Source organism: Paenibacillus apiarius (assembly GCF_017052585.1).
Classification (GTDB): domain Bacteria; phylum Bacillota; class Bacilli; order Paenibacillales; family Paenibacillaceae; genus Paenibacillus_B; species Paenibacillus_B apiarius.
In genome coordinates this window covers 2262468-2284794 of sequence record NZ_JAFFHZ010000001.1, presented here as the reverse complement: position 1 = coordinate 2284794, position 22327 = coordinate 2262468, and the positions used below count along the sequence as shown (strand labels likewise).

The window sequence follows — 22327 nt, the reverse complement described above, 5'->3', positions numbered from 1 at the left end:
ATTGGAGTGTTTTTGCTAAAAACAATGAAATGAAAGGAGCGATTCCTTTTGATTAAGTATGGGCTGCCCGCACTCATCGTTGTCATGAGTATCCTCTACATTTTCATCATTCCCGGCGAGCCGCAAGCGGTCAAACTGCTGTTTAAATTAATTCCGATGTGGCTTATTATCGCTTATGGATGCCTTCAAATGCCTTCCGATAGAAAAGGCTGTCATTGGGTTATCTGGGTCGGGTTATTTTTCTGCATGCTGGGCGACGGGCTGCTGGGCTGGTTTGTCGTTGGCCTGTCCGCATTCCTCATCGGGCATCTGTTTTATTTGACCGGTTTTATTGGCAGATGGCGCTTTTCCAAACTGCGCTTCAGCACGATCGTTCCGCTCCTAATATATGCTTCGTTCATGGGTTGGCAGCTCATTCAAGCGTTGATTCGTGACGGGAATGCTTCCTTAATCGCGCCTATTCTCGTCTATATTATCGTCATATCCGTAATGACTTGGTTGGCCATCATGACCGGCAACAAGCTGGCGGCTGCCGGAAGCATTTTGTTTGCGGCATCGGATTCCATTTTATCCTGGAACATGTTTGTGTCTGAAGTTGCCTTCGCGGAACCGTTAATTATGATAACGTATTACGCGGCCCAATTTTTCATTGCTTCCAGCCTGAGGACAATCGCGCAGGACAAGAGCAGCATAATGGTTCACCACATCTGAGGCTTAATCAGATCGCATCTGCGCGCAGACGAAGATATCAGCTGCATCCCATTACGAAAAAGGATTTTGCCGTTTGACGGGAAATATTTTATTTCCCCATAACGTTGGAAGCACAACCTCGTTTTTTTCATGCAAAGAAGAGATTACGATGTCAAGATGAGACAACTCATGCTCCATGCTTTGGATTAGGGTGTCAAACACTCGGACATCGTTCTCATAATCATGTTTCAAATACAGCTTCCCGGAGCGCCCAATGGCTGCAACGGCCGGATAGTAGTATCCTGATTCTCCCAGACAGAAGCAGTCCTCCCGAGCAAAAGCCAAAATTTCGCGATAATCCTCGGGACGTGAAATTTCTTCAAGCGCGTTGGGAAGAAAATTGAATGTGTACTCATGCCATGAATCAGCAAACCGGCTCTCGGGCACGTCATGATGGTATTTGAAAAAGACCATATCGTCTATGCCCGAGAATTCTTGAAGAAAATGTTTCGCACTGTCGAATAACTCCACGCCTTCTTCCCTGCAGCGAAGCTCAAAGCGCGAAATATCAACCTGCCTGCCCTCATGCCAACCTGCCTTTTTCAATAACAATACCATCTGTTCTTGTTTGCTGAATTCCTTTTCTCCTTGTTTCATCCGATCATTCCCTGCCTTTAGATAACTTAGCTCATTTGAGTAGTATATCGGCAGATACTGTACCGTTCTTGATCAGATTCAATATCGGACTGCCTTCTGTAAGCACCAATTTCTCTTCGGCATCGCGGACGTCCTGCTTCGGTTCGACCACGTAGCGATAGTTGACTGCATGCTCAAGCAAATATGGCTCTTCCCCGTTCACATAATCGAGAAACCGCGCCCGCAGGTTCGATGTTTGTTCTACATATATCACTTTGTACATTCGATTCTCAAGCTGCTCGCTCAAAAATACAAACAGGCCGATGTCCTCGGGAATGAGTGCCGCGGACTCGGGGGAAAATGGCAATGCTCGTGACCAATTCGCCATTTCCAACACCTCCATGGATTGAATTGATGACTGCGTATGCAAAAAGCAAACCTAAAATTGATAACATAGATAACTGAGAAGTCCGCTATAATCTCTATAAATCACCTTGGACTTCCTGTCGGGAGCCGCACTGCCTAATGCGATTAATATAGGAACGAAATGTTCTGGGGTGGGGACGGCAAGGGCGGCATGAGGAGCCTCTTCCGCATAATTGAACAAAGCCTCAAAGTCTTTGCTTTCAATTTTGTCGATTAACCAATCATCGAACTCCAATGCCCACGCTTCCGTTACGTCGCTATGCAGACTCAAATTATGAACAGTGACTCCGCTCCCGATAATCATCACGCCTTCATATTGCAATTCCCTTATGGCCTGACCAATCAAATATTGATCTCTGGGATGCAGGTTCGGGTTGACCGAGAGCTGAACGACGGGAATGGAAGCATCCGGATCGAACTGTTTGAGTAATGACCACGTTCCGTGATCCAAGCCTCTTTCCGTATCGAATTGACTGTCTATACCTTGCTGTCTGAGAAGATTGTTTATTTTTGCAGCGAGTTCCTTGTTCCCTTTAGCCGGATATTGCACGGCAAACAGCTCATCCATCCACCATGGGCCGAAGTCATGAACCGTCTCGTACACGTCGTCTGTATACGTAATACGGGTGCTTGCCTCTACCTCCCAGTGTGCCGTGAACACGACGAAGGCAGTAGGCTTGGCGGGCAGATCGTTCACGATTTGCGTTAAAAAACGTGTGTACTCATTCTCCTGTATGGCAATCAATGGCGAGCCGTGGGCAAGAAATAATACTGGCGCTTCAGACATGGTAACACCTTCTCCCTATATTATTAAATAGCATAATCAACTGGCAGATGGACACGAGAGAGAAATTGTTTGGTTCGCTCGTGTTTCGCCTCCCTGAATATCTCTTTAGGCGTCCCTTCCTCTACTATAGCACCCTGTTCGAAAAATATAACTTTGTCGGCGATTTCCTGCACAAAGCTCATTTCATGGGATACGATAATCATCGTGCGTCCTTCCTTGGCAGCCGAACGGATAACTGCCAGAACCTCTCCTGCCATTTCCGGATCGAGGGCAGAAGTCGGCTCATCGAATAGGATGACTTGCGGATGGAGCGCAAGTGCGCGGGCAATTCCTACACGCTGCTGCTGGCCTCCGGAAAGCTCGCGAGGATAATAATTTTTTCGATCGCCAAGGCCTACTCTGTCCAAATAAGTGCAAGCAATGTCTCGCGCATCGTTCTCTCTAACCCCTTGTACGGTGACGAGACCCTCCATGACATTCTCGACGGCTGTTTTGTATTTAAGCAGATTGAATTGCTGGAAGACCATCGCGGTATTGCGGCGCAGATGAAGCATATCCCGCTTGGTCGCTGTGGACACGTCCACGATGACATCATCAAGTGAGATCGTTCCTGACTGTGGCGTCTCCAGAAAGTTGATGCAGCGCAGCAGCGTAGACTTTCCTGAACCGGACGGGCCGATAATGGCAATGACTTGACCATCTTCTACCGTGAGACTCACGCCATTTAACACATGGTGCTTACCGAATTTCTTGTGCAAGCCTTTGATTTGAATCATCTGCGGGCAAGCTCCTTTCATTCACCTTTAACCGCTTCTCCCAATAGCCTATCAGCCGCTCCAATAAAATAGTAACGATCCAATATATGATCGACAGCGATACGTACATCTCAAAGAATCTGAAGTTCCGCGAGGCCAACAGCTTGCCCGCAGCCGTCATTTCCACAACCGAGCATACAAATGCGAGGGACGTTCCCTTAATTAAGCCGATGAGGGAATTGCCTAGTGTCGGGAGCGCTACAATGATCGCTTCAGGAAGAATGATGCGGCGCAGTACTTGCATTGTTGTCATTCCCATGGAATACCCGGCTTCAATACCGCCTTTGTCAACGGACTGAATTGCGGCACGAATGCTCTCTGAGTTATAAGCCCCTTCGTTTAATGCAAATGTCAGAAGCACGAACAAAATGGGAGGCACATTGTTCGTATTGTAATTCGTCCCATAGTAATAATTGATATACTGCATCACCATTGGCACGGCATAGAATGTTAAGTACAGCTGCACAATGATTGGCGTTCCTCTCATAAAAGAGACATAGAACGCTGATATTGTGCGGAGCACGGGAATTTGCTTAATCTTGATAAGCGCTGTCGCCAGTCCAATCAGCAAGCTGAGGATCATGGATGCGAACGCAATTCCCAATGTAACCGGCAAATATGTCAGGATCTGCGGAATTTGACTGAACACCAGTTCAAGATCGAATAATTTCGGCATCGCACATCTCTTCCATGTTGAAATTTTGGTCCGAAAAACGAAACGTGACTATCTCGTATAGTCAGCCTCTAAATATTGATTCGAAATCTCTTTCAGTCTACCGTTTGCAAGCAATGTGCGGAGGGCGCCGTCAAACGCGTCACGAATGGCAGGTCCGTCACCGGTTTTGCTGAATATAAAATACGCCTTCGGATCTTGGACCTTTAGGATGTCTTCCTTAGACAGCTCTACCGTATCCAACGGAATGCCATAATCCTGTTCTATGTCCTTGAGCATCACCCTCTCAGCGAAAGTGAAATCAACGGTACCGGCTGCGATGTCCTGATAAGTCTTAACTCGATCCTGATCCGTGTACGTCACATGAATCTTATTATCAGGATGCTCTTTGTTAAATTGCTCGACGAACAGTTGCTCAAATCCGCCTCCAGGGCTGACAGGTATTGTTTTACCGGCCAAGTCCCCTATCGATTGAATATCCGTCCTGCCCTTTTTCACGACAACAACGGTCTTATTGAAGTAGTAATACTCATTGCCGAACAAATACTTCTCTTCGCGTTCGGGCTTTTTCGTAATATTGTTGGCTCCGATTTGATAGCGGCCCGAATCGATTCCGGCAAAAATACTCGAAAATTCAGTCGCTTCAAACTCAATCTCATATTGCGGAAGCAACTTGTCAATTTCCTTCAAGACGGCAATGTCGTAACCATCGAGGTTATTGTTGTTGTTCAAATAAACATAAGGCTTCGGTCCCCCGCTTGTGCCCACCAGCAGCTTTTGCACCTTCTGTTTGTCGGAAGCTGGAGCTGATGTGCCGTCTGATTCTTTGCCGCAGCCGGCTAACAGGAGCGTCGAAGCCAGCACAGTGATCAGCGTCAATATCCATATGGATTTTTTTCTATTCATGTTCAGCATCCTTCCCTCCTTAAAACCAAGTAATCCTATATGCTTATTAGAGTAAATCATAAGTGAATTCGCCATTGAAATATAGTAAAAATCGGAACAGATCTTGATTCTGCATTGACATCTAAATCGTTATGAATTTAAGATATATTAATCCTATATATTTAATGGGTATAATCTTGTGTTGGGACGGTGAAACGGTTATGATTGAATTCTCCAACAGCACCGGCTACTTTCCTCATCAACCTTCATTCGAAACCAAGCTGATGAATTACACTGAAATGAGTTCAGCTTCGGTTCAGCACCCGGTTGGAGCACAATATTATTCTTTTTATTTAGGCGCGACGAATAAAGATACCATGATGATTTTTCCTGATGGCTGCATCGATGTCATCATTTGTTGCAATAAAGACAATCCTTCGGCTAATATTTGCGGTTCTATTATTACTGAAAGGCAGGGCGTGTTTCGTCATGGGGAGTGTGATATTTTTGCAGTCCGCTTTTTTCCGGGTTATGGAAGGCGTTTTCTCAAGTATCCGGCTTGTGAGTTCACTGAACAGGAAATCCCTTTAAGCGATGTAATCCCCAACTCCGCGCTGCTGTTAGAGCAAATCGCTGCTGAAGATAGTTTATATGGCAGAATCAACGTGTTTGAAAGGTTCTATCAACAGTTCTCCCGGCCCGAGATTGAGACACCAGACTGGGTGAAATATATAACGGGCCAAATCATTTCAAGTCATGGAGCGCGAAGCATGACCGACCTATCGCAAGATATTGGCTACTCTTCACGTTACATTTCAAAGCTGTTTAATGAATATGTCGGCATGCCTCCCAAGTTGTTCAGCCGCATTGTGCGGTTTCAGCATGTATTGGCTGCATTGATGCAAGAGAACTATGATGGAATTGTTGAGGAAATGATGGAGCTGGGCTATTATGATCAGAATCATTTCATTAAAGAATTTAAAAAGTTCACTTCCTTCACGCCCAAGAAATATATGGAGCATCTTGCAAGATGATTCTCTGTAATGAGCTTGATGATTGGTATCAATGAACCCGAATGGAAAAAACAAAAAGAAGACGCCACTCCTTTCCTCAAAGAGTTGGCGTCTTTTCGTCATCTTATTAAAAATCAAAGTTGTCCGGATCGGGACCGACTCGAAGATTCTGATTCAACTCGTCAATCTGGTCCATATCTTCTTGGGTTAGCTCAAAATCGAACAGGGCCGCGTTTTCGATAATGCGATGTTTCTTCGTAGATTTCGGTATGGTGATAACGCCATGCTGCAAATCCCAACGCAGGATGACTTGCGCAACGGACTTTCCATATTTGGCCGCGATCTCCTTCAGCATCGGATTATCCAACAGCCCGCCTTGCATTAATGGCGACCAGGCTTCCAACTGAATGCCCTGCTCCTTGCTGAATCGGAGCAATTCTTTTTGGGTTAAACGCGGATGGAATTCCACTTGGTTGATCATAGGTTTAATGACAGCGTCCTTCATCAGGTCTTCAAGATGGTGGATTTGGAAATTGCTTACCCCAATGGCCTTGACCCGTCCTTCTTGATATAGGGTCTCCAAAGCTCTCCACGCCTCTTTATATTTGCCTTGTACAGGCCAATGAATCAGGTATAAATCAAGGTATTCCAAGGCCAATTTTTCTAAACTTGCTTCATAGGCGGCCAGTGTCGATTCGTATCCCAAATCGGCATTCCACACTTTAGATGTGACGAAGAGGTCCTCTCTGAAGATTTTAGTCTCCAGCATGGCCTCGCGAATCCCCTGACCGACACTTGACTCATTCTCATAAATAGCTGCGGTATCAATACTGCGATAACCATGTGCAATGGCTGATTTCACAGCCTGTACCAGTTCTGGCCCTTCTTCCACTTTGAACACGCCGAGCCCGAGCCAAGGCATGTTCATGCCGTTGTGTAACGTTACTGTATCTTGCAGATTTTTAGACATCATATAATAGCCTCCTGAATGGTTTGTTGAATGAGGTTAAGCGCACTGCGAGCCAGGAATCACTGTATTTGTTCCGCTGGTTCGGGCGGACGCATCTTTCCTTTCCAGGGTACGTGCCCAGCCTGTCAGCAATACGGCTCCCATTACCATTAATGCTCCTACCCATGTGGTATGAATCAGCCCGATCGTATCCGTAACGACACCGCCCAAGTAGGCCCCGATCGCAATTCCTGCGTTGAACGCGGCAATATTGACAGCAGACGCCACATCTTTCGCTTGCGGCGCGAAACGTTCGGCCAGCATGACGACATATACTTGCAAGCCAGGCACATTCATAAATGCGAACAGCCCCATAAGAAAGATGGTTATTAACCCGGCTGTTTTAAAGGGCGCGGTGAACGTTAACAGGAAGAGCACGATGGACTGTATAAAAAACATATAGAACAAGGCAGTAACAGGTTTTCGGTTAGCGGCTTTGCCTCCGATAACATTGCCGATGGCAATGGCAACTCCATATATAAGCAGAATGATTGCTGCCGTTTTTGCCTCGAATCCGGTTATATCGTGAAGCAACGGGGATAAATAGGTAAAGACGACAAACGTCCCGCCGTATCCCAAGGCAGTGATGGCAAATGCAAGCAGCAATCGTCCGTTCGTGACCAGTTTAAGTTGATCGCGCAGCGGCGTTTTCGTTCCTTTTCGTAAATGGGAAGAAACTAAGGTCATGTTGGCTATGAAAGCCAGAATGCCGACCGCAACGATCACGAGAAAGGCTGCTCGCCAACCGAATTGTTGTCCAATTAAGGTTCCCAAGGGAACCCCGGTAACGGTCGCGACAGTAAGTCCGGAGAACATAATCGCGATAGCGCTGGCTCTACGGTTCTCAGGCACGAGATCGGCCGCAATGGTAGAGCCAATCGACATGAATACGCCATGTGACAACGCGGAGATGACGCGCGCCGCCAACAGCACGGCAATTCCACTGGCAGCGGCGGCCAGCATATTGCCTGCAATAAAAACTGCCATAATCCACAGCAGCAACGATTTACGTGAGATGTTAGACGTCAAGGACGTTAGAACGGGAGCCCCGAAGGTTACCCCTAACGCATATAAAGTAACGGTTAAACCGGATGTTGTGACAGATATATTCAAGTCTTCAGCAATGAGAGGGAGCAGTCCCACGCTGATAAACTCGGTTGTGCCAATCGCAAAGGCACTAATTGCCAACGCCAGCAGCGCCAAAGTGCTCCGCTTATTTTCCAATGTCATTCGTTCCACTCCTGAAATATTGTAATGTCCGGCCGGTAAATGCTATTATCAATCATTAGGATGAAATTGAATAGTACGTACTTTAAAGTGATATAGGTACCTAAAAGTTCCTATAGACTCATGTGGAGGGAAAAAGGCCGTGATTAAAAAGAAATATAATATTTCAGTGGAAGCAACCCTGGAAGTCATTGGCGGGAAGTGGAAGTGTGTCATCCTGTGTCATTTGACTTACGGGAAGAAAAGAACAAGTGAATTAAAACGCCTTATGCCCGGAATTACGCAAAAAATGTTAACGCAGCAGCTAAGAGAATTGGAGCAGGACGGCATCGTGAATCGAATTGTCTATAATCAAGTGCCTCCGAAAGTGGAGTATGAGCTTAGCGAATACGGGTGGAGCTTGAAATCGATATTGGATTCCCTATGCGCTTGGGGGGAAAAGCATATTATTAAAGAATATGGCGACAAATTCTCCGTATTGGAAGATAACGTCTTGAATAACAAGGCAAATGATATACAAACAGTTGGCGAGGAGCGGTATGCGCTTGACTAATTAAAACCGATCCGCACAGGAACCCATGACGATTGGCGGCACGGTCAACAAAGCGTTTATGACGCTAGCCTTGCTCGTAGCAGCCGCTGTTGTCTCGTGGACCATGTACTATAACGGGTACAGCGTGGTATCTTACGCCTATGGCGGTGCGATTGTCGGATTCATTCTGGCATTAATCATCAGCTTCAAGCCGACAGCGGCCCTGCTGACGATGTGTGTATTCATCGGTATGCTCGTCGCTTATAAAAGCGGAATGATCAAGGCAACGGAGAACTTCAAGCTCGGCGTATTTGCCGCTACGGCTGGTATTGCCCTTGTTTACCTTCTAAGCTTTGTTCTGGGGTTCTTCGGGGTAACTGTTCCTTATCTGCACGATAACAGCTTGATAGGTATCGGTATTTCAGTTGTGATTGTCATTATCGCCGCGCTTAATTTCGTTCTTGATTTTGATTTTATCGAGAAGGGCGCTCGGCAGGGAGCTCCTAAATATATGGAATGGTATGGAGCGTTCGGCCTTATGGTCACTCTAGTATGGCTGTATGTCGAGATTATCCGTCTTCTTTCCAAGCTGTGGAGCCGAGACTAAGCCATGGAATCGTAATAATAGACCATCCCCTGAAGGAGATGGTCTATTTGCCATGCACATTCCGTTAGCACTTCCGCTACTTTTTCAGCAACAAATAGACGAAGTATGGGGCGCCTATTAACGCGACTACAATGCCCGCCGGAATTCCGTCAGGGTCCAGCACATTGCGTCCGATCGTATCTGCGAACAGTAACAACCATCCGCCAATCAGAATCGCGATCGGGATAAATAATTGGTGTCTGGGTCCGACCAGCGCTTTGGCAATATGCGGAGCCATCAGACCGACGAATGCGATTCCTCCCGTGACGGAAACGGCGGAAGCCGCCAGCGCAACAGCAGTTAACAGGAGAATAATCCGCTCCTTTTCAACCGCAACGCCAACGCCGATAACCACATGCTCGCTGAGCGCAAGCAGATTCATGCGATGCGCCTTGTACATGGTGAAAGGAATCAGCACGGCCAGCCACGGCAGGATGGCCCATATAAATGGCCAGTCCGTCCCCCATATATTGCCCGCCAGCCACTTGGCGATAAAATCTACTTTCGAACGCTCAGCCGATGAAATGAGAACAATCATGGTCCCGGACAGCGCCATGGAGAATCCCACCCCGGTGAGCACCAGCCGGACAGGCTGCAGGCCAACCGTTCTGTTGTACGAGAACACGTAAATCAGACAAATCGTAAGCAGCGCGCCCGCAAACGCTACAAGAGGCAGCATATATGCAAATGAGCCTGCGTCTATCGGGAAAAACAAGAAGAAAACAGCAATCGCCACGCCTGCCCCGGAATTGACGCCCAGTATTCCGGGTTCAGCCAAGTCATTGCGCGTGATGCCCTGCAAGATAGCGCCAGATAGGGCGAGTGCCATCCCAGCCAACAGCGTGATGATGATTCGCGGCAGCCGAACGGAGAACAGAACAAATTCTTCTTTGAACGTTCCTTGCCCGAACAGGGTTGGAAGCAGCCGATCATACGACAGGGAGGAATACCCCAATCCCATGCCGATCACGACGGTCAGTGCAATAAGCATGAGCAAAGCACCCACGATGAGCCGTTGTTTTTTCAATAAGGCAGATGGAATCATGAGAATGCTTTGCCTCCTTTATGAACGATGAACAGGAAGAAAGGCAAGCCCATCATTGCCACAATGGCTGCCACAGGCGTTTCATATGGAGCATTGATCATTCGGCCCAGGGTGTCGGCCAGCAGCATAAAAGCAGCCCCTGCAAGCGCAGACATCGGCAAAATAAAGCGATAATCCGTCCCGACCATGGCACGCACGATATGAGGCACCATCAAGCCGATGAATGCCATATTTCCAACCAGCGCGACAGAAGCGCCGGCGAGCAGAATAATGACAATGAACAGGATCGTTTTCACTACAATGGTCTGCTGGCCCAATCCAACGGCAACCTCTTCGTTCAAGCTCAGAATGGTAAGCTGTCTCGCAAGCACAAGAGCAATCACGATACCGGTGATGATGAAAGGCGCAATGACCTGAAGCTGGCTCCATGAAGTGCCGATGACTCCGCCTGCCGTCCACATGGACACATCTTTCGAAATCTTAAAATAGAGCCCGATTCCTTCCGCGATGGCGTACAGGAATGCCGAAACCGCAGCGCCGGCCAATACAACGCGAAGCGGGGATAAGCCGCCCTTTTTCATGGCTCCGATGCCGAATACCATGGTGGCTCCGACAGCCGCTCCGATAAAGCAAGCGATCGTAATATGGAAGTAGTTCGCTGATGGAATCAACGCAATCGTCAGGGCGAGCGCTGCATTAGCCCCGGCAGTCAAACCAAGCAAACCGGGATCGGCAAGGGGGTTTCTCGTCATTCCTTGCATGATTGCGCCGGATACGGACAGTCCAGCGCCAACCATAATAGCGCCGATTTCGCGCGGAAGGCGAATTTCACGAATCAGGGAAATGTTGTCATTGGCGGCTCGGGAAGTCAGTGCCAGCCATACTTCTCTCACTGTGGTGTCAGCAGCCCCAAATACCATGGCAACAACAAACGCAGCCATAAATACAACAATGCCTGCCATCAGTTTATATACAAATGGGATGAAACGTCGCTTCTCTTTCCTCATATTCCCTCTTCTTTTCCGTTATAGAATACAGGAAAAGGAATTCTTAAATTTAAGAATTCCTCCTCCCATTAACGTTACTGGCCCAGAAAGCTTTTGATAAAGAAGTCCAATTGGAAATCCAGCGTGACCGGGTCGTTAAAGTAGAACTCTTTCGCATTGACTTCGAACACGCGGTTGTTTTTCACCGCAGGAATATTCGTGTACGTATCGGTCTTCTGGAAAGAATTATCCGTATCTTTGTTTTTGCTGAAAATCAAATAGTCACCGGCGAACTGTGGAAGAACTTCCAGCGATAGAGCGTAGTAGCCATCTTTCAGCGCCATTTCTTTCACTTTCTCAGGCATCTTCAGCTTCATTTCCTGGTACAAAATTTCGGTGCCGCGGCCCCAGTTATCGCCGAACACATAAATCTGCTTGTCAAAGTTCTCGATGACGGACACGGTTGTGTTTTCGCCGATTTTGGCTTTAATATCTTTTCCGGCCTGCCCAGCGCGTTTTTTGAAATCATCGATCCACGCTTGCGCTTCTTTTTCCTTGTTCAGCAGCTTCCCGATTTCCAAGTGCTGCGTCAGGTAGTCTACTTTTCCGTAGGTGAACGTTACCGTAGGCGCAAGTTGCTTCAATTTATCCACGTTCTTGATGGTGGACAAACCGATGATTAGGTCAGGCTGGAGCTCTATGATTTTTTCCAAGTTCTCATCCGATACTTCGGTCACATCTTTTAATTTATCTTGGAAACGCGGGTTCATCTTCGACCATGAGTCTACGCCGACAAGATTGACGTTCAGCGCCATGACGTTGCCTGCAAAGGAAGACAGCACGACAACGCGCTGCGGATCGGCAGGCACTTCAACAGGGCCATTTTCGGACTGATATGTGATCGTGCCTGATGTGCTGTCCTTGGCAGCGGAGTTGTCCTTGTTATCTGCTGGCCCGCTGCTGCATGCGCTAATCATAAGCACGAAAATGAGCATGAAAGGAATAAATAGCTTTTTCATGTGGGTATGCTCCTTTTACTGAATGGTGTGTGTCACACATTGTTTTTTAGTGTTAAATCAAGTGATAATGATTATCATCCTCGATTTCTTTACATATAATAAAGATCTCTTTTTCTCGTGTCAATAGTTTATTGTTGTAAAAAAAGAGGAAAACGCTTATATTGATAATGATAATCATTAACAATATAAATCCAAGGAGTGAACACGATTGGATCAAGAACAACTATTTGATGTCACGATCATTGGTGGAGGTCCGGCAGGGCTGTTCTCCGCTTTCTATAGTGGACTACGGGAAATGAAAACGAAGCTGATTGAGTACCAGCCTCGTCTGGGCGGTAAAGTTCATGTCTATCCTGAGAAAATGATCTGGGACGTGGGCGGCTTGACCCCCGTACCCGGAGCCCAATTAATAGAACAGATTACCGCACAGGGGTTAACATTTGATCCGGAAGTCGTGTTGAATGAAAAGGTGGAGTCGATCGCGCGGAACGAGGAAGGGATATTTGTGCTGCACGCGGCTTCGGGGCGAAAGCATTATTCAAAGACAGTCATTGTCGCGGTGGGTGGCGGAATATTAAATCCGCAGAAATTGGACATCGAGGGCGCGGAACGCTTTGAAGTGTCCAACTTGAATTATACGGTGAAGTCTCTGCAGCAATTCAAGGATAAGACGGTTGTGATTTCCGGCGGGGGCAATTCGGCCATTGATTGGGCGAATGAGCTGGAGCCGATTGCGAAGCAGGTGTATTTGACCTATCGCAAGGACAAGGAGTCCCTATCCGGTCATGAAGCGACAATCACGCAGCTGATGAACAGCTCCATCGTGTGCCACTTCAATTCATCCATTACGAAGCTGATAGCCTCCGACAATCACGAGGTCATTGAACGGGTTGAGCTGACGAATCAGGCAACTGGCGAGGTAACAACCTTGACGATTGACGAAGTGATTATTAACCATGGCTATGAACGGGATTCGAGCCTAATCGGGAACAGCGAATTGAAGATCGAGCAGGTGGATGACTTTTACGTGGCAGGGAATGCGAGCAGCGAATCGTCCATTCCCGGGCTGTATGCGGCGGGCGATATTTTGCATCATGACGGGAAGCTGCACTTGATCGCAGGGGCCTTCCAGGATGCGGCCAACGCGGTGAACAAGGCGAAGCAATTCATCCAGCCCGATGCCAATAGCTACGGAATGGTGTCCTCCCATAATGATTTGTTCAAAGAGCGCAACCGCCAACTCGTGAAACAAATGATAAAGTGATGGCAAGACGACAGCGAGACGCTCCCATGTCCCTGTGCAGGGCTTGTGGAGCGTCTTGGCTTGTTGGCGAATTGCTTATTTACTTTACATACATTCCGATAAATTGGGCTACCTCGCGGTCATACCCTTTCGGATCGGTTTGTCTGGCCATGCCGTGTCCTGCGCCGGGCACGATAAACATTTTTTTCTGCGCGGGACCGTTCTCGTACAATTCGTAAACCATTTCGGTCGGCACGAACAAGTCTGCGCCGCCGTGAATAAACAGCATCGGCGTTTTCGATTTTTTTATTTGCTCCAAGGCCGAAGCTTCTCCGAAAGAGTACCCCGCCCGAATTTTGGTCAACAGGCTGGTCGATTGAACGATCGGAAAAGACGGGAGATGATACATTCGTTGCAGTTGGTAAGTCAGCTCGTCTGTAACCGATGTATACCCGCAATCCTCCACGATCGCTTTGACGTTAGAGGGCAGATCCTCGCCGCTAGTCATCATGACCGTCGCTCCTCCCATGGACACGCCATGAAGGACGATTTGCGCTTGGTCGCCTGTATGTTCGATGACTTTTCCGATCCATTTGACGTAATCCTTCCGTTCCGGCCAACCGAATCCGATATAATTCCCTTCGCTCTTCCCATGTCCGCGGGCATCTGGGACAAGCACGTTATAGCCCAGCACGTCCCTGTACATTTGAGCCAAATGCCCCATCTGTTCGGCGTGTCCGGAATATCCGTGAGCGAGAATTACGGTTCTATCCGTCTGTTGAGCCGCTGCCAGATAGTAGGCGTGAAGCTTAAGCCCGTCCTCGGACGTCAAGCTCCATTCCGTAAAGGCTTGTTTCCCCCACCACTCCTTGTCATCGAATGGATTCGCGGCGCTCGCGTTAACCGCCAGATCGGGATTGCCTTTCAAGAAGCTCTTTTCGGCGCGAGCAATGGCGACATGGTAGAAATAAAAACTAGCAGACGTGATGATAATCAATAGCAGTGCTAGAATGGTAACGGACACAATCAACAACCTTTTTTTCAATAATATCCTCCCCCTTCTTGTTGATGCTTCTGCGGCTGTTCAGGAAAGAATATGCCATTCTGTTTCCCTCTCGTTATGAAGATCATAGATTCCACCATTGGACAAAGCCTGTCCTTTCTATGCTAAGTATACCGTATTTTTTTGCAGCGTGGCCAGTTCCCGGGACTCACCGCATCCAGATGCATACCCCAATGAGGCGAAGAAAGATAACTGTTTCCTCCCCCTTGTATAGATTTAATAATGAGGACAATAATAAACAGATTGTGTGCTGCGCCAGCTTTAGTATAATAGGGCAGAGTGATAAAGTTTGTGAAATGAGGATACCGGAATGAACAAGCAATCCATATATGGATTAACATTGGAGCAACTGACGGCATGGTTGGCTCAATATGGGCATAAAAAGTTTCGGGCAGCGCAAGTCTGGGACTGGCTTTATAGAAAGCGGGTAACGAATTTCCCAGAAATGAGCGATGTGAATCAAGATTGCATCGAATTATTGGCCGAACATTTTGCCATCAGGACGATGAGCGAGCATGTGAAGCAAGAATCGGCGGATGGAACGATTAAGTTCCTGTTCAAGCTGCAGGACGGCAACCTGATTGAAACGGTGTTGATGAGGCATAAATATGGTTTATCCGTATGTGTCACCACGCAAGTAGGCTGCAATATCGGGTGCAGCTTCTGCGCAAGCGGGCTGTTGGCGAAGAGCCGGGATTTGTCCAGCGGCGAAATCGTGGAGCAGATCATGCAGGTCCAATTGCATCTGGATGAAGCGAAGCAAGACGAAAAAGTGAGCCATGTTGTGGTGATGGGCATTGGAGAGCCGTTCGACAACTTCAATAACCTGGTGGACTTTCTCAATGTGATCAAAGATCACAAAGGATTGGCCATTGGTCCAAGACGCATTACGGTATCGACGAGCGGCCTTGCGGATAAGATCTATGAATTTACGGATATGAATCTGCAGGTCAATCTGGCGATTTCCTTGCATGCGCCCAATAACGAGCTCCGCACGCGAATCATGAAAATAAACCGCGCCATTCCAATCGAGAAGTTAATGCAGGCCATTCAATACTATTTGGATAAGACGAAACGCAGAGTGACGCTGGAATATATACTGCTTAAGGATGTGAATGACCGCAAGGAACACGCCCTTGAGCTTGTTGATCTGATTCGGGATATGCGGGATCTCGCAAGCGTTAATTTAATTCCTTATAACCCGGTGGATGAACATAGTCAATATCAGCGAAGCGAGCAGCAATCGGTGCGGGAATTCTATGACATATTGAAGCAGCATGGCATCAATAGCAGTGTCCGCCTTGAACATGGCACGGATATCGATGCCGCCTGCGGCCAGTTAAGAAGCAAACAGATCCGGGTATCCTAGTGAACGGCATGGTTACGCTCGGAAGAAGCATCAGAGGATCTTTCAAATCCTTGATGCTTCTTTTGCTCTAATAAAGCTGAACTCATTGTTTGTCAATTGCTTCCATTCAATTGAAAATAAGCTTCGGCCATCTCCCGCCCATTGATTGCAATACATATGCGATGCTGCCCCTCATAATGAGTTCTCGTTGAAAGGTCTTTAAAGGAATGCGTCCGATGGAAAACAACTTCACCGTTGTTATAACTGTTCTCCGTAATCTTAAACAGTTTTCTGGAAGTTGAGCCGTTGGCTTTGACGAAGTAAATTCCATATTCGATACGGAGCTTATGGGTATCCGGCGACGGATTCACCAATACAAAATCAAACGCAAGCGTGTCGCCAATGGACAACTGATCACACGACAATAACAGATTCTTGATTTGAACGTCCGGCTCGGTATGGAATCCAAATAAACGCAGCACTTCAGGATCCGCTTTTCTTAATAGGGTTCTGCAGCCGTGTTTAATAATCCAGTCCGTATGGGGATGCTTTCCTTTCCATTCCAAGCCTATCTTTTTCACCAAGCCGGGGTGATCTTTGGAAATGTCGTTTAAGTTATTGGCGACGCTTTTGCGGACATATTCGCTTTCGTCCTCTTTCAACAGAGTCAATATAGGCAATATAGGGGCAGGATTATCTTTGAACATGTTCAGAGGCGCGGCCCAAGGAAGTCTGGGGCGGCAGCCTTCGCTGGCTAATCTGCGCACATGATGATCTTCGTCTCGGGCCCATTCCTCCATGATGGACATCATCTTTATTGGATCATGTTGAATAAAAGGACGAACCGCAAATTCCGAACTGGACGATGCAGTGAACTGCTTTAGAGCAGAGATGGATACGTCCCAATGGGCAAGGCCATATTCCTCTACAAAATCAGGAAAAAATAAATATTCAAATCCTCTGCATTGCGAAGTTATTTGGGCTAATATCTGAATCGCATCTGGATAAGATGGAGGCAGAGTTGCAGACAACGCATGTGCAATGTGGCGAATTCTTTGTTTTAATTCTCTATTTTCCCACTCTTGATCGAAAATCAAGTTCAGAAACAGCCGGTCATCGAATTCAGGATGTGCTTGATTGACAATCGCGCAGAAATGCTGGAAAAAAGACAGGTTGTACATCTCTTTGAGTGCTTCAGCCATGAGTTTGTTTGGCTCCTTTTTTCATCCATCATACACCAATATACAGCATGTTCCCGGTTGGTTTTCCACATATATCCGAATTGTACTAGGGTTGCTTTGGTTTATAGTTGAGATCCTTGAATAATTGATTCTGTTCCTCTGGGGTCAGGTCACGCCAGTGGCCCACGGGCAGACCTTGCAAGTGAATGTTCATAATCCGGATTCGCTGCAGACGGCGCACCTCATAGCCAAGGGCGGAGCACATGCGGCGAATTTGGCGATTCAGTCCTTGGGTGAGCGTGATTTTAAAAACAAAATTGGTCATCTTCGTAATTTTGCAAGGAAGAGTCTTCGTGCCCAAAATTTCCACACCTGCAGCCATGGAATCCAAGAACCAAGGAGTGAGCTTCTTGTCGACGGTTACGATGTATTCTTTTTCATGCTTGTTTTCCGCGCGCAAAATTTCGTTCACGATGTCGCCGTCGTTCGTCAGCAGGATTAAGCCTTCCGAGTCTTTATCCAGTCTTCCTATATGAAAAATCCGCAGCGGATGATTGACGAAATCCACAATGTTCCCCTTCACATGGCGTTCCGTTGTGCTGGTAATGCCTACTGGCTTATTGAGCGCAATATAGACATGTTTTTGTTCGGCCATAATGGGTTTATTGTCGACGCGCACATCGTCCCCTGGTTCTACTTGGCTCCCTAACTCGGCTATGATTCCGTTGATTGTCACTCTTCGGGCTGCTACCCATTTATCGGCCTCTCGTCTGGACGTTATGCCGGACTCGCTAATGTATTTATTTATTCGCACCCTATACACACCTTTGATTGTAATATTTATGTCTGGACGATATTAATGTACCAAGTTTTTATATATGAAATCAATGTACAGGGTGGTTTACTTGTGTTGACTTGGAAATGACACATCAAATGTCGTGCCGACGCCTTGCTCGCTTTGTACGGCAATAGTGCCATTGTGTTTTTCAATAATTGTTTTCACGATGGACAGCCCTAATCCGGAACCGCCGATGTCGCGGGAGCGTGATTTATCAATACGATAAAAAGGTTCAAATATATGCGGGAGCTCTTCGTTCGGAATCCCTATGCCCGTATCGGCAATGTGGATGTTCGTAGTATATCCGCGCAGTGAAACGGCTATTTGAACTTTGCCGCCGTGCTTATTGTATTTCACCGCATTTTCTAGCAGATTGAACAAGGCCCTATATACAAGCGTCTGATTGCCAATTATAGCATGACTGCATTCGCCTACTTGTATTTGGATATTTTTTTGCCGGGTCATCGGCTCTAATTCCTGTGCGATATGTTGGAGCGTGTCGGATAGGGCAATCGTATCCGCAAACTTCTCCTTTTTTTCCGAAGTGAGCTTCAATAAGTCATCGACGACATCGATCAGCCGCTGCGTGCTTATTTCCGTAATGTCCACATTTTCTCTATAGTCATCGATAGAGGGGGATTCGTCCAATTTCAGCACTTGAATTCCGGCTTTTATTGTTGTAAGCGGTGTTTTTAGCTCGTGGGCCGCATTGGCGGCGAATCTTTTCTGTCTGGCGAATGACTCGTCCAGTTTGTTCAGCATCGTATTGAAGGAATCAGCCAGGCTGCCGATTTCATCCCTTGTCTGAATATGGTCAATGCGATGGGATAAATTATGCTCATTGATGTTTTTAATGGTTTTGCTGAGTTGATTGACCGGCTTTAGAGCTCTGCCCGATATGACATAGGTTGCAGCCATCCCCAGGATAATGATGATCATCATATAAATGACACTGGCATCGACAAACTGCTCATTGGCCTCGATAGCTTTTATTTGGACTGATATATTACTCGGTGCTTCCTCATTCGCAGCTGGTCGAGTCCAGGCTTCATGGTCTGGCGTTATGCTGGAATTCAGTGGAACCATGGTTGCGGTGACTGCTTGTAGAACGTTGGGCCGCACAAATTTGCTTTCCGCATTATGGATGGAAATCAGGGTTAAACATACGGCGGTAAGAATGACAATACACCCTGTAAGCAGCGTCAACCGCATACGCAAAGATAGTTTATTCAACATCGTGCTCCCCCGCAGTATCTGATATAAAGTATCCCTGTCCTCTTATATTTCTAATTACATCCTTCTCCCCTGACGCTTCGACAAGCTTTTTCTTCAAGGAATAAATATGAAATTTGAGCGAGTTGGAAAATAAGTCCGTATCGCTGTCCCATGTATGTTCAATCAACTGCTCGGCGCTGATTACGCTGTTCTTGTTCAGCATGAGATATTGGAGCAGGGAGTATTCCTTTTTGGTCAACTCAACAAGCCGCTCATTGGCATGCACACACTTTTGGGCCGTATCGATGCTTATAGGGCCGCAAGTCAGAATGGAATCCTGCTGTACGAAGGAGCGCCGCAGCAAATTGCGGATTCTCGCTTCCAGCTCTTTAAAGTCAAAGGGTTTAATTAGGTAATCGTTTGCGCCGGAATCCAGTCCGGTAATGCGATCCTCAATTTCGGAGCGGGCCGATAGAATCAATATATTGATTTCTTTGTTCTCGTCCCGAATTTTTTTAAGAACCTCCAAGCCGTCTAATTTAGGCAAATTTAAATCCAGAACAATTAAATCATACTGATTGATTTCATGCAGCTCGATGGCTTCTTCGCCGTCCATCGCCCTGTCCACCGCATAGCCGCATTTTTTAAGTCCTTTGGTTATGATGTTCGAGAGTATAGATTCGTCCTCGACTAATAATAGCTTCATTGCGTTTTCACTCCTTGTGTGCCATAAACATGACCAAGCAGCCATGCTTTCTGGCTGCTTGGCTGCGTATCATACAGTTGCAAGAAGATGATATTCTTGAATGAAATCGTTTGTTTGGGGTTTAGTTGTTTTTTACAATTTGTGCTTTCAGTACAACTTGACCGTCTTTGAGTTTCAATTGGTTAGCGGCAGTTTTGTCAGCGGGAGAAGCATGAATTACAACTTTCATGTCGCCCAGCGCTTCCGTTCCAGTGATTTGTTGATCAAGACTAAGATCTGCAATCGTTGCGTTCAATTTCTTTTCCGTTTGCTGATCAAGTTTGAGGCTTGCAATCACTTCGCGCAATTTTTTCTCGGATAGTTGATCAGCTTTGAGGTTCGCGACCATTTCGGTTGCCTTTTTTTCTATTTGTTGATCAAGCTTAAGATTTTTAATCTTTTCGGTTATTTGTTTCTTTACTTGAACTTGTTCTTTATTGGCCAGTTGGTGAGTGGCCTTGCTTGCATCCCATGATTCCATTTTAATGACTTTGGAATCCACCTTTGCCATGGGAACCCCAGTTGCTGCAAAAGCGCTAAGCGGCAATGCGGTCACCATCGCGGCAACCATTAATCCTGTTTTTAACATCGTAACCTTTTTCATATTAATTCCTCCTGTAGTTAGCTTTCATTTTTTTGGAGTATGACTTGCAACTGTGACTTTAGTTTACAGGGAGGACGGTTAGATAAAGGTTAGTTTTTAAGGGTGTATAAAAATTATTTTTTCTTTCATTTTAACCTTATTTTATCATATTTTAAAATTGCTGATAGAATAGCCGGAGCCGCAATAAGAAAAAGGATTAGATCGCGAATTTCTCGCGCCTAATCCTTTGGTGTTTTTAGGCCTGAATATAAAAGATTAACTCCTGCCCGTTTTTTACAGGTTCCTGTGCGAGCGTATAGCCGTGCTTGACGACTTCTTCCGGGACGTTGCGGAAGGCTGCCGGACAATCCGCTATGACCTGCAGCAGCTGCCCCTTCTTCATGTCGCGCAATGTTTCCAGCGTATAAATAACCGGGTATGGACAAGGTTCCCCTCTAAGGTCCAACGTGAAATCAACTTCAACTGACATTTTTATAGTCCCCTTTCTTGAATCCAACGCCGAAGCGGTAGTTTTTTTGCCAGTATACGGCTACAGCATATCCGATTCCCAACAAGATCAGCGTCACCAGCAGCGCGCCGGCTGGCCCCATTATCGTGAGCAGATTGATTTTGGCGCCGCTCTGCACGAAAAGGTTGTAGACACCTAGATGATCCCATGCATAGGCGAGGGCCGTGGCGCCGATGATGTTGCCGATAAATACGGGCAAGAAGACGATTTGCCCTTCCATCAGCCGGTACATCATGCCTGTCTCGCAGCCGCCGGCCAGTACGATGCCGATGCCGAACAGCACGCCGCCGACAAATGTGCTTGGCGCGGCAATTTTGGTAATCGGGTCCAATCCGTAAATCAGGATGATGAGCAGTGTCGCCACGGAACTAATGGCCATGCCAGCCGTGATTGCTTTCGTCATGGTGGCCCGGCCGCTAATCCACAGATCGCGGAACGCAGATGTAAAGCAAATTTGTCCTCTTTCAATCAAAATGCCGAATGCGGCCCCGAATAGAGCAGCTACGCCCAACATCGTGCGGCCCGATATGAAAAAGTAAACGATAAGGCCCGTATACAATAACGCAATGATGGCACCTGCAATAGGTTGAATTTTTCTTGTTTTGGCAGCGCTTTGCGCTATATTGCCTTTTTGCAGGACAGGCTTGCCCTTCCACCATCTTGTATTGACGATTTTAACGCCCGCATAAGTGCCGATTGCGGTGGCGATCATAAATATCCAGGAATGAAATGAAAACTGAGGCACGCCAGTGAAAAAGGCAGCCAGATTGCAGCCTAGAGCCAAACGGGCGCCAACACCCGCTATGAATCCGCCAATCAGCCCTTGCAGCAAGCGGCGCTTTTGTTTCGGCACTCTTACCTTGAAGTTATTGCTGATCAAAATCATAATCAAGGCGCCGATGAACATGCCCCATACGATCCAGCCGTCTGTTCTGCTGAAGGTAGTTCCATTCATATGAATCAAGCCGTAATAGGCCCAATCGGAAATATCCACGCCGAACAGCTGTAAAACGTGACCTCCCAAACGAGTAAATTCGCCGGTTACGGCCCATACGGTTCCGGTAATTCCAAAATAGAGAGCGCTCAGAACGCCTGCAATCCCCATCGCGGTATATGGGCTCCAGTAATTGTTGAACAATTTGCCTAACATGTGTTTCATTTTTCTAATCCCTTCAATCTGTCAAAATGCAATT

Annotated in this window: 24 protein-coding genes and 1 pseudogene; 6 read left to right on the top strand and 19 right to left on the bottom strand. The window is 46.9% G+C overall.

The genetic code is table 11. From position 1 onward, the window contains the following. The first annotated feature begins 48 nt into the window (after window positions 1-48). Window positions 49-711 carry a lysoplasmalogenase gene (locus JSQ80_RS10420; protein WP_206095268.1) on the top strand — a complete coding sequence of 221 codons (663 nt, stop codon included), beginning with the start codon at window positions 49-51 and terminating at the stop codon, window positions 709-711. Between the two features lie 51 nt (window positions 712-762). Here the strand turns inward: JSQ80_RS10420 and JSQ80_RS10415 are convergent, their stop codons facing one another. The 6 genes from JSQ80_RS10415 to JSQ80_RS10390 are packed head-to-tail and all read right to left on the bottom strand — an operon-like array spanning window position 763 to window position 4933. After that, on the bottom strand, window positions 763-1347 hold the full coding sequence (locus JSQ80_RS10415; protein WP_206095267.1) for an SUKH-3 domain-containing protein: 585 nt from the start codon (window positions 1345-1347) through the stop codon (window positions 763-765). A gap of 31 nt (window positions 1348-1378) precedes the next feature. Beyond that, window positions 1379-1714, bottom strand: a complete 336-nt coding sequence (locus JSQ80_RS10410; protein ID WP_206095266.1) for a hypothetical protein — start codon at window positions 1712-1714, stop codon at window positions 1379-1381. Between the two features lie 51 nt (window positions 1715-1765). Continuing rightward, complete coding sequence (locus JSQ80_RS10405; protein ID WP_206095265.1) at window positions 1766-2539, bottom strand: dioxygenase family protein; 774 nt, start codon at window positions 2537-2539, stop codon at window positions 1766-1768. Between the two features lie 23 nt (window positions 2540-2562). Then, entirely contained in the window at window positions 2563-3315 is a 753-nt protein-coding gene (locus JSQ80_RS10400) for an amino acid ABC transporter ATP-binding protein (protein ID WP_206095264.1), read from the bottom strand. Continuing rightward, complete coding sequence (locus JSQ80_RS10395) at window positions 3278-4030, bottom strand: amino acid ABC transporter permease (protein ID WP_206095263.1); 753 nt, start codon at window positions 4028-4030, stop codon at window positions 3278-3280. The genes JSQ80_RS10400 and JSQ80_RS10395 overlap by 38 nt, the downstream gene beginning before the upstream one ends. A gap of 48 nt (window positions 4031-4078) precedes the next feature. After that, window positions 4079-4933, bottom strand: a complete 855-nt coding sequence (locus JSQ80_RS10390) for a transporter substrate-binding domain-containing protein (protein WP_176392892.1) — start codon at window positions 4931-4933, stop codon at window positions 4079-4081. Window positions 4934-5133: 200 nt separating this feature from the next. On the opposite strand from JSQ80_RS10390, the gene JSQ80_RS10385 reads away from it, so the two are divergent. Further along, window positions 5134-5946: a helix-turn-helix domain-containing protein gene (locus JSQ80_RS10385; protein WP_206095262.1), complete on the top strand. Its 813-nt coding sequence runs from the start codon at window positions 5134-5136 to the stop codon at window positions 5944-5946. 106 nt (window positions 5947-6052) lie between these two features. Here JSQ80_RS10385 and JSQ80_RS10380 read toward each other — a convergent pair whose 3' ends face one another. Both JSQ80_RS10380 and JSQ80_RS10375 read right to left on the bottom strand, forming a co-directional pair. After that, window positions 6053-6895 carry an aldo/keto reductase gene (locus JSQ80_RS10380; protein WP_206097546.1) on the bottom strand — a complete coding sequence of 281 codons (843 nt, stop codon included), beginning with the start codon at window positions 6893-6895 and terminating at the stop codon, window positions 6053-6055. 36 nt (window positions 6896-6931) lie between these two features. Beyond that, entirely contained in the window at window positions 6932-8164 is a 1233-nt protein-coding gene (locus JSQ80_RS10375; protein WP_206095261.1) for an MFS transporter, read from the bottom strand. A gap of 142 nt (window positions 8165-8306) precedes the next feature. On the opposite strand from JSQ80_RS10375, the gene JSQ80_RS10370 reads away from it, so the two are divergent. Both JSQ80_RS10370 and JSQ80_RS10365 read left to right on the top strand, forming a co-directional pair. Continuing rightward, the gene (locus JSQ80_RS10370; RefSeq protein ID WP_336245842.1) at window positions 8307-8714 is read left to right on the top strand and encodes a winged helix-turn-helix transcriptional regulator; all 408 of its coding nucleotides are present in this window, start codon (window positions 8307-8309) and stop codon (window positions 8712-8714) included. Between the two features lie 10 nt (window positions 8715-8724). Then, window positions 8725-9300: pseudogene (locus JSQ80_RS10365) on the top strand (Bax inhibitor-1/YccA family protein); the annotation flags it as partial. Window positions 9301-9376: 76 nt separating this feature from the next. On the opposite strand, the gene JSQ80_RS10360 reads toward JSQ80_RS10365, so the two are convergent. The 3 genes from JSQ80_RS10360 to JSQ80_RS10350 form a co-directional block, all read right to left on the bottom strand. After that, the gene (locus JSQ80_RS10360) at window positions 9377-10384 is read right to left on the bottom strand and encodes a FecCD family ABC transporter permease (protein WP_206095259.1); all 1008 of its coding nucleotides are present in this window, start codon (window positions 10382-10384) and stop codon (window positions 9377-9379) included. Continuing rightward, window positions 10381-11391, bottom strand: coding sequence for a FecCD family ABC transporter permease (locus tag JSQ80_RS10355; RefSeq protein WP_206095258.1), 1011 nt, complete (start codon window positions 11389-11391; stop codon window positions 10381-10383). The genes JSQ80_RS10360 and JSQ80_RS10355 overlap by 4 nt, the downstream gene beginning before the upstream one ends. Before the next feature lie 74 nt (window positions 11392-11465). Continuing rightward, a complete protein-coding gene (locus tag JSQ80_RS10350) occupies window positions 11466-12389 on the bottom strand; it encodes an iron-hydroxamate ABC transporter substrate-binding protein (protein ID WP_206095257.1) in 924 nt (307 codons plus the stop codon). A 208-nt stretch (window positions 12390-12597) separates the two neighbouring features. On the opposite strand from JSQ80_RS10350, the gene JSQ80_RS10345 reads away from it, so the two are divergent. After that, window positions 12598-13653, top strand: a complete 1056-nt coding sequence (locus tag JSQ80_RS10345) for an NAD(P)/FAD-dependent oxidoreductase (protein ID WP_206095256.1) — start codon at window positions 12598-12600, stop codon at window positions 13651-13653. A gap of 79 nt (window positions 13654-13732) precedes the next feature. Here the strand turns inward: JSQ80_RS10345 and JSQ80_RS10340 are convergent, their stop codons facing one another. After that, window positions 13733-14677, bottom strand: coding sequence for an alpha/beta hydrolase (locus JSQ80_RS10340; protein ID WP_206095255.1), 945 nt, complete (start codon window positions 14675-14677; stop codon window positions 13733-13735). Between the two features lie 328 nt (window positions 14678-15005). Here JSQ80_RS10340 and rlmN point away from each other — a divergent pair, with 328 nt between their 5' ends. Continuing rightward, window positions 15006-16064 (top strand): dual-specificity RNA methyltransferase RlmN, encoded by a 1059-nt coding sequence (gene rlmN / locus JSQ80_RS10335; RefSeq protein WP_206095254.1) that lies wholly within the window; start codon window positions 15006-15008, stop codon window positions 16062-16064. 92 nt (window positions 16065-16156) lie between these two features. Here rlmN and JSQ80_RS10330 read toward each other — a convergent pair whose 3' ends face one another. The 7 genes from JSQ80_RS10330 to yedE form a co-directional block, all read right to left on the bottom strand. Further along, window positions 16157-17245: a DNA alkylation repair protein gene (locus tag JSQ80_RS10330; RefSeq protein WP_206095253.1), complete on the bottom strand. Its 1089-nt coding sequence runs from the start codon at window positions 17243-17245 to the stop codon at window positions 16157-16159. 85 nt (window positions 17246-17330) lie between these two features. Next, the gene (gene rluF / locus JSQ80_RS10325) at window positions 17331-18038 is read right to left on the bottom strand and encodes a 23S rRNA pseudouridine(2604) synthase RluF (RefSeq protein WP_206095252.1); all 708 of its coding nucleotides are present in this window, start codon (window positions 18036-18038) and stop codon (window positions 17331-17333) included. A gap of 87 nt (window positions 18039-18125) precedes the next feature. Continuing rightward, on the bottom strand, window positions 18126-19298 hold the full coding sequence (locus JSQ80_RS10320) for a sensor histidine kinase (protein ID WP_206095251.1): 1173 nt from the start codon (window positions 19296-19298) through the stop codon (window positions 18126-18128). Beyond that, entirely contained in the window at window positions 19288-19983 is a 696-nt protein-coding gene (locus JSQ80_RS10315) for a response regulator transcription factor (protein WP_206095250.1), read from the bottom strand. Before JSQ80_RS10315 ends, JSQ80_RS10320 begins: the two co-directional genes overlap by 11 nt. 121 nt (window positions 19984-20104) lie before the next feature. Then, the gene (locus JSQ80_RS10310; RefSeq protein WP_206095249.1) at window positions 20105-20626 is read right to left on the bottom strand and encodes a hypothetical protein; all 522 of its coding nucleotides are present in this window, start codon (window positions 20624-20626) and stop codon (window positions 20105-20107) included. 235 nt (window positions 20627-20861) lie between these two features. Next, window positions 20862-21095 (bottom strand): sulfurtransferase-like selenium metabolism protein YedF, encoded by a 234-nt coding sequence (yedF, locus tag JSQ80_RS10305; protein ID WP_206095248.1) that lies wholly within the window; start codon window positions 21093-21095, stop codon window positions 20862-20864. Further along, window positions 21085-22293: a selenium metabolism membrane protein YedE/FdhT gene (yedE, locus tag JSQ80_RS10300; protein WP_206095247.1), complete on the bottom strand. Its 1209-nt coding sequence runs from the start codon at window positions 22291-22293 to the stop codon at window positions 21085-21087. The genes yedF and yedE overlap by 11 nt, the downstream gene beginning before the upstream one ends. Window positions 22294-22327: the final 34 nt, after the last annotated feature.

Excerpts from the sequence above, each read along its gene's own strand:
- JSQ80_RS10415 (WP_206095267.1), bottom strand. The coding sequence starts at position 1,347 with ATGAAACAAGGAGAAAAGGAATTCAGCAAACAAGAACAGATGGTATTG.
- JSQ80_RS10410 (WP_206095266.1), bottom strand. The coding sequence starts at position 1,714 with ATGGCGAATTGGTCACGAGCATTGCCATTTTCCCCCGAGTCCGCGGCA.
- JSQ80_RS10405 (WP_206095265.1), bottom strand. The coding sequence starts at position 2,539 with ATGTCTGAAGCGCCAGTATTATTTCTTGCCCACGGCTCGCCATTGATT.
- JSQ80_RS10400 (WP_206095264.1), bottom strand. The coding sequence starts at position 3,315 with ATGATTCAAATCAAAGGCTTGCACAAGAAATTCGGTAAGCACCATGTG.
- JSQ80_RS10395 (WP_206095263.1), bottom strand. The coding sequence starts at position 4,030 with ATGCCGAAATTATTCGATCTTGAACTGGTGTTCAGTCAAATTCCGCAG.
- JSQ80_RS10390 (WP_176392892.1), bottom strand. The coding sequence starts at position 4,933 with ATGAATAGAAAAAAATCCATATGGATATTGACGCTGATCACTGTGCTG.
- JSQ80_RS10385 (WP_206095262.1), top strand. The coding sequence starts at position 5,134 with ATGATTGAATTCTCCAACAGCACCGGCTACTTTCCTCATCAACCTTCA.
- JSQ80_RS10380 (WP_206097546.1), bottom strand. The coding sequence starts at position 6,895 with ATGTCTAAAAATCTGCAAGATACAGTAACGTTACACAACGGCATGAAC.
- JSQ80_RS10375 (WP_206095261.1), bottom strand. The coding sequence starts at position 8,164 with ATGACATTGGAAAATAAGCGGAGCACTTTGGCGCTGCTGGCGTTGGCA.
- JSQ80_RS10360 (WP_206095259.1), bottom strand. The coding sequence starts at position 10,384 with ATGATTCCATCTGCCTTATTGAAAAAACAACGGCTCATCGTGGGTGCT.
- JSQ80_RS10355 (WP_206095258.1), bottom strand. The coding sequence starts at position 11,391 with ATGAGGAAAGAGAAGCGACGTTTCATCCCATTTGTATATAAACTGATG.
- JSQ80_RS10350 (WP_206095257.1), bottom strand. The coding sequence starts at position 12,389 with ATGAAAAAGCTATTTATTCCTTTCATGCTCATTTTCGTGCTTATGATT.
- rlmN (WP_206095254.1), top strand. The coding sequence starts at position 15,006 with ATGAACAAGCAATCCATATATGGATTAACATTGGAGCAACTGACGGCA.
- JSQ80_RS10330 (WP_206095253.1), bottom strand. The coding sequence starts at position 17,245 with ATGGCTGAAGCACTCAAAGAGATGTACAACCTGTCTTTTTTCCAGCAT.
- JSQ80_RS10320 (WP_206095251.1), bottom strand. The coding sequence starts at position 19,298 with ATGTTGAATAAACTATCTTTGCGTATGCGGTTGACGCTGCTTACAGGG.
- JSQ80_RS10315 (WP_206095250.1), bottom strand. The coding sequence starts at position 19,983 with ATGAAGCTATTATTAGTCGAGGACGAATCTATACTCTCGAACATCATA.
- JSQ80_RS10310 (WP_206095249.1), bottom strand. The coding sequence starts at position 20,626 with ATGAAAAAGGTTACGATGTTAAAAACAGGATTAATGGTTGCCGCGATG.
- yedF (WP_206095248.1), bottom strand. The coding sequence starts at position 21,095 with ATGTCAGTTGAAGTTGATTTCACGTTGGACCTTAGAGGGGAACCTTGT.
- yedE (WP_206095247.1), bottom strand. The coding sequence starts at position 22,293 with ATGAAACACATGTTAGGCAAATTGTTCAACAATTACTGGAGCCCATAT.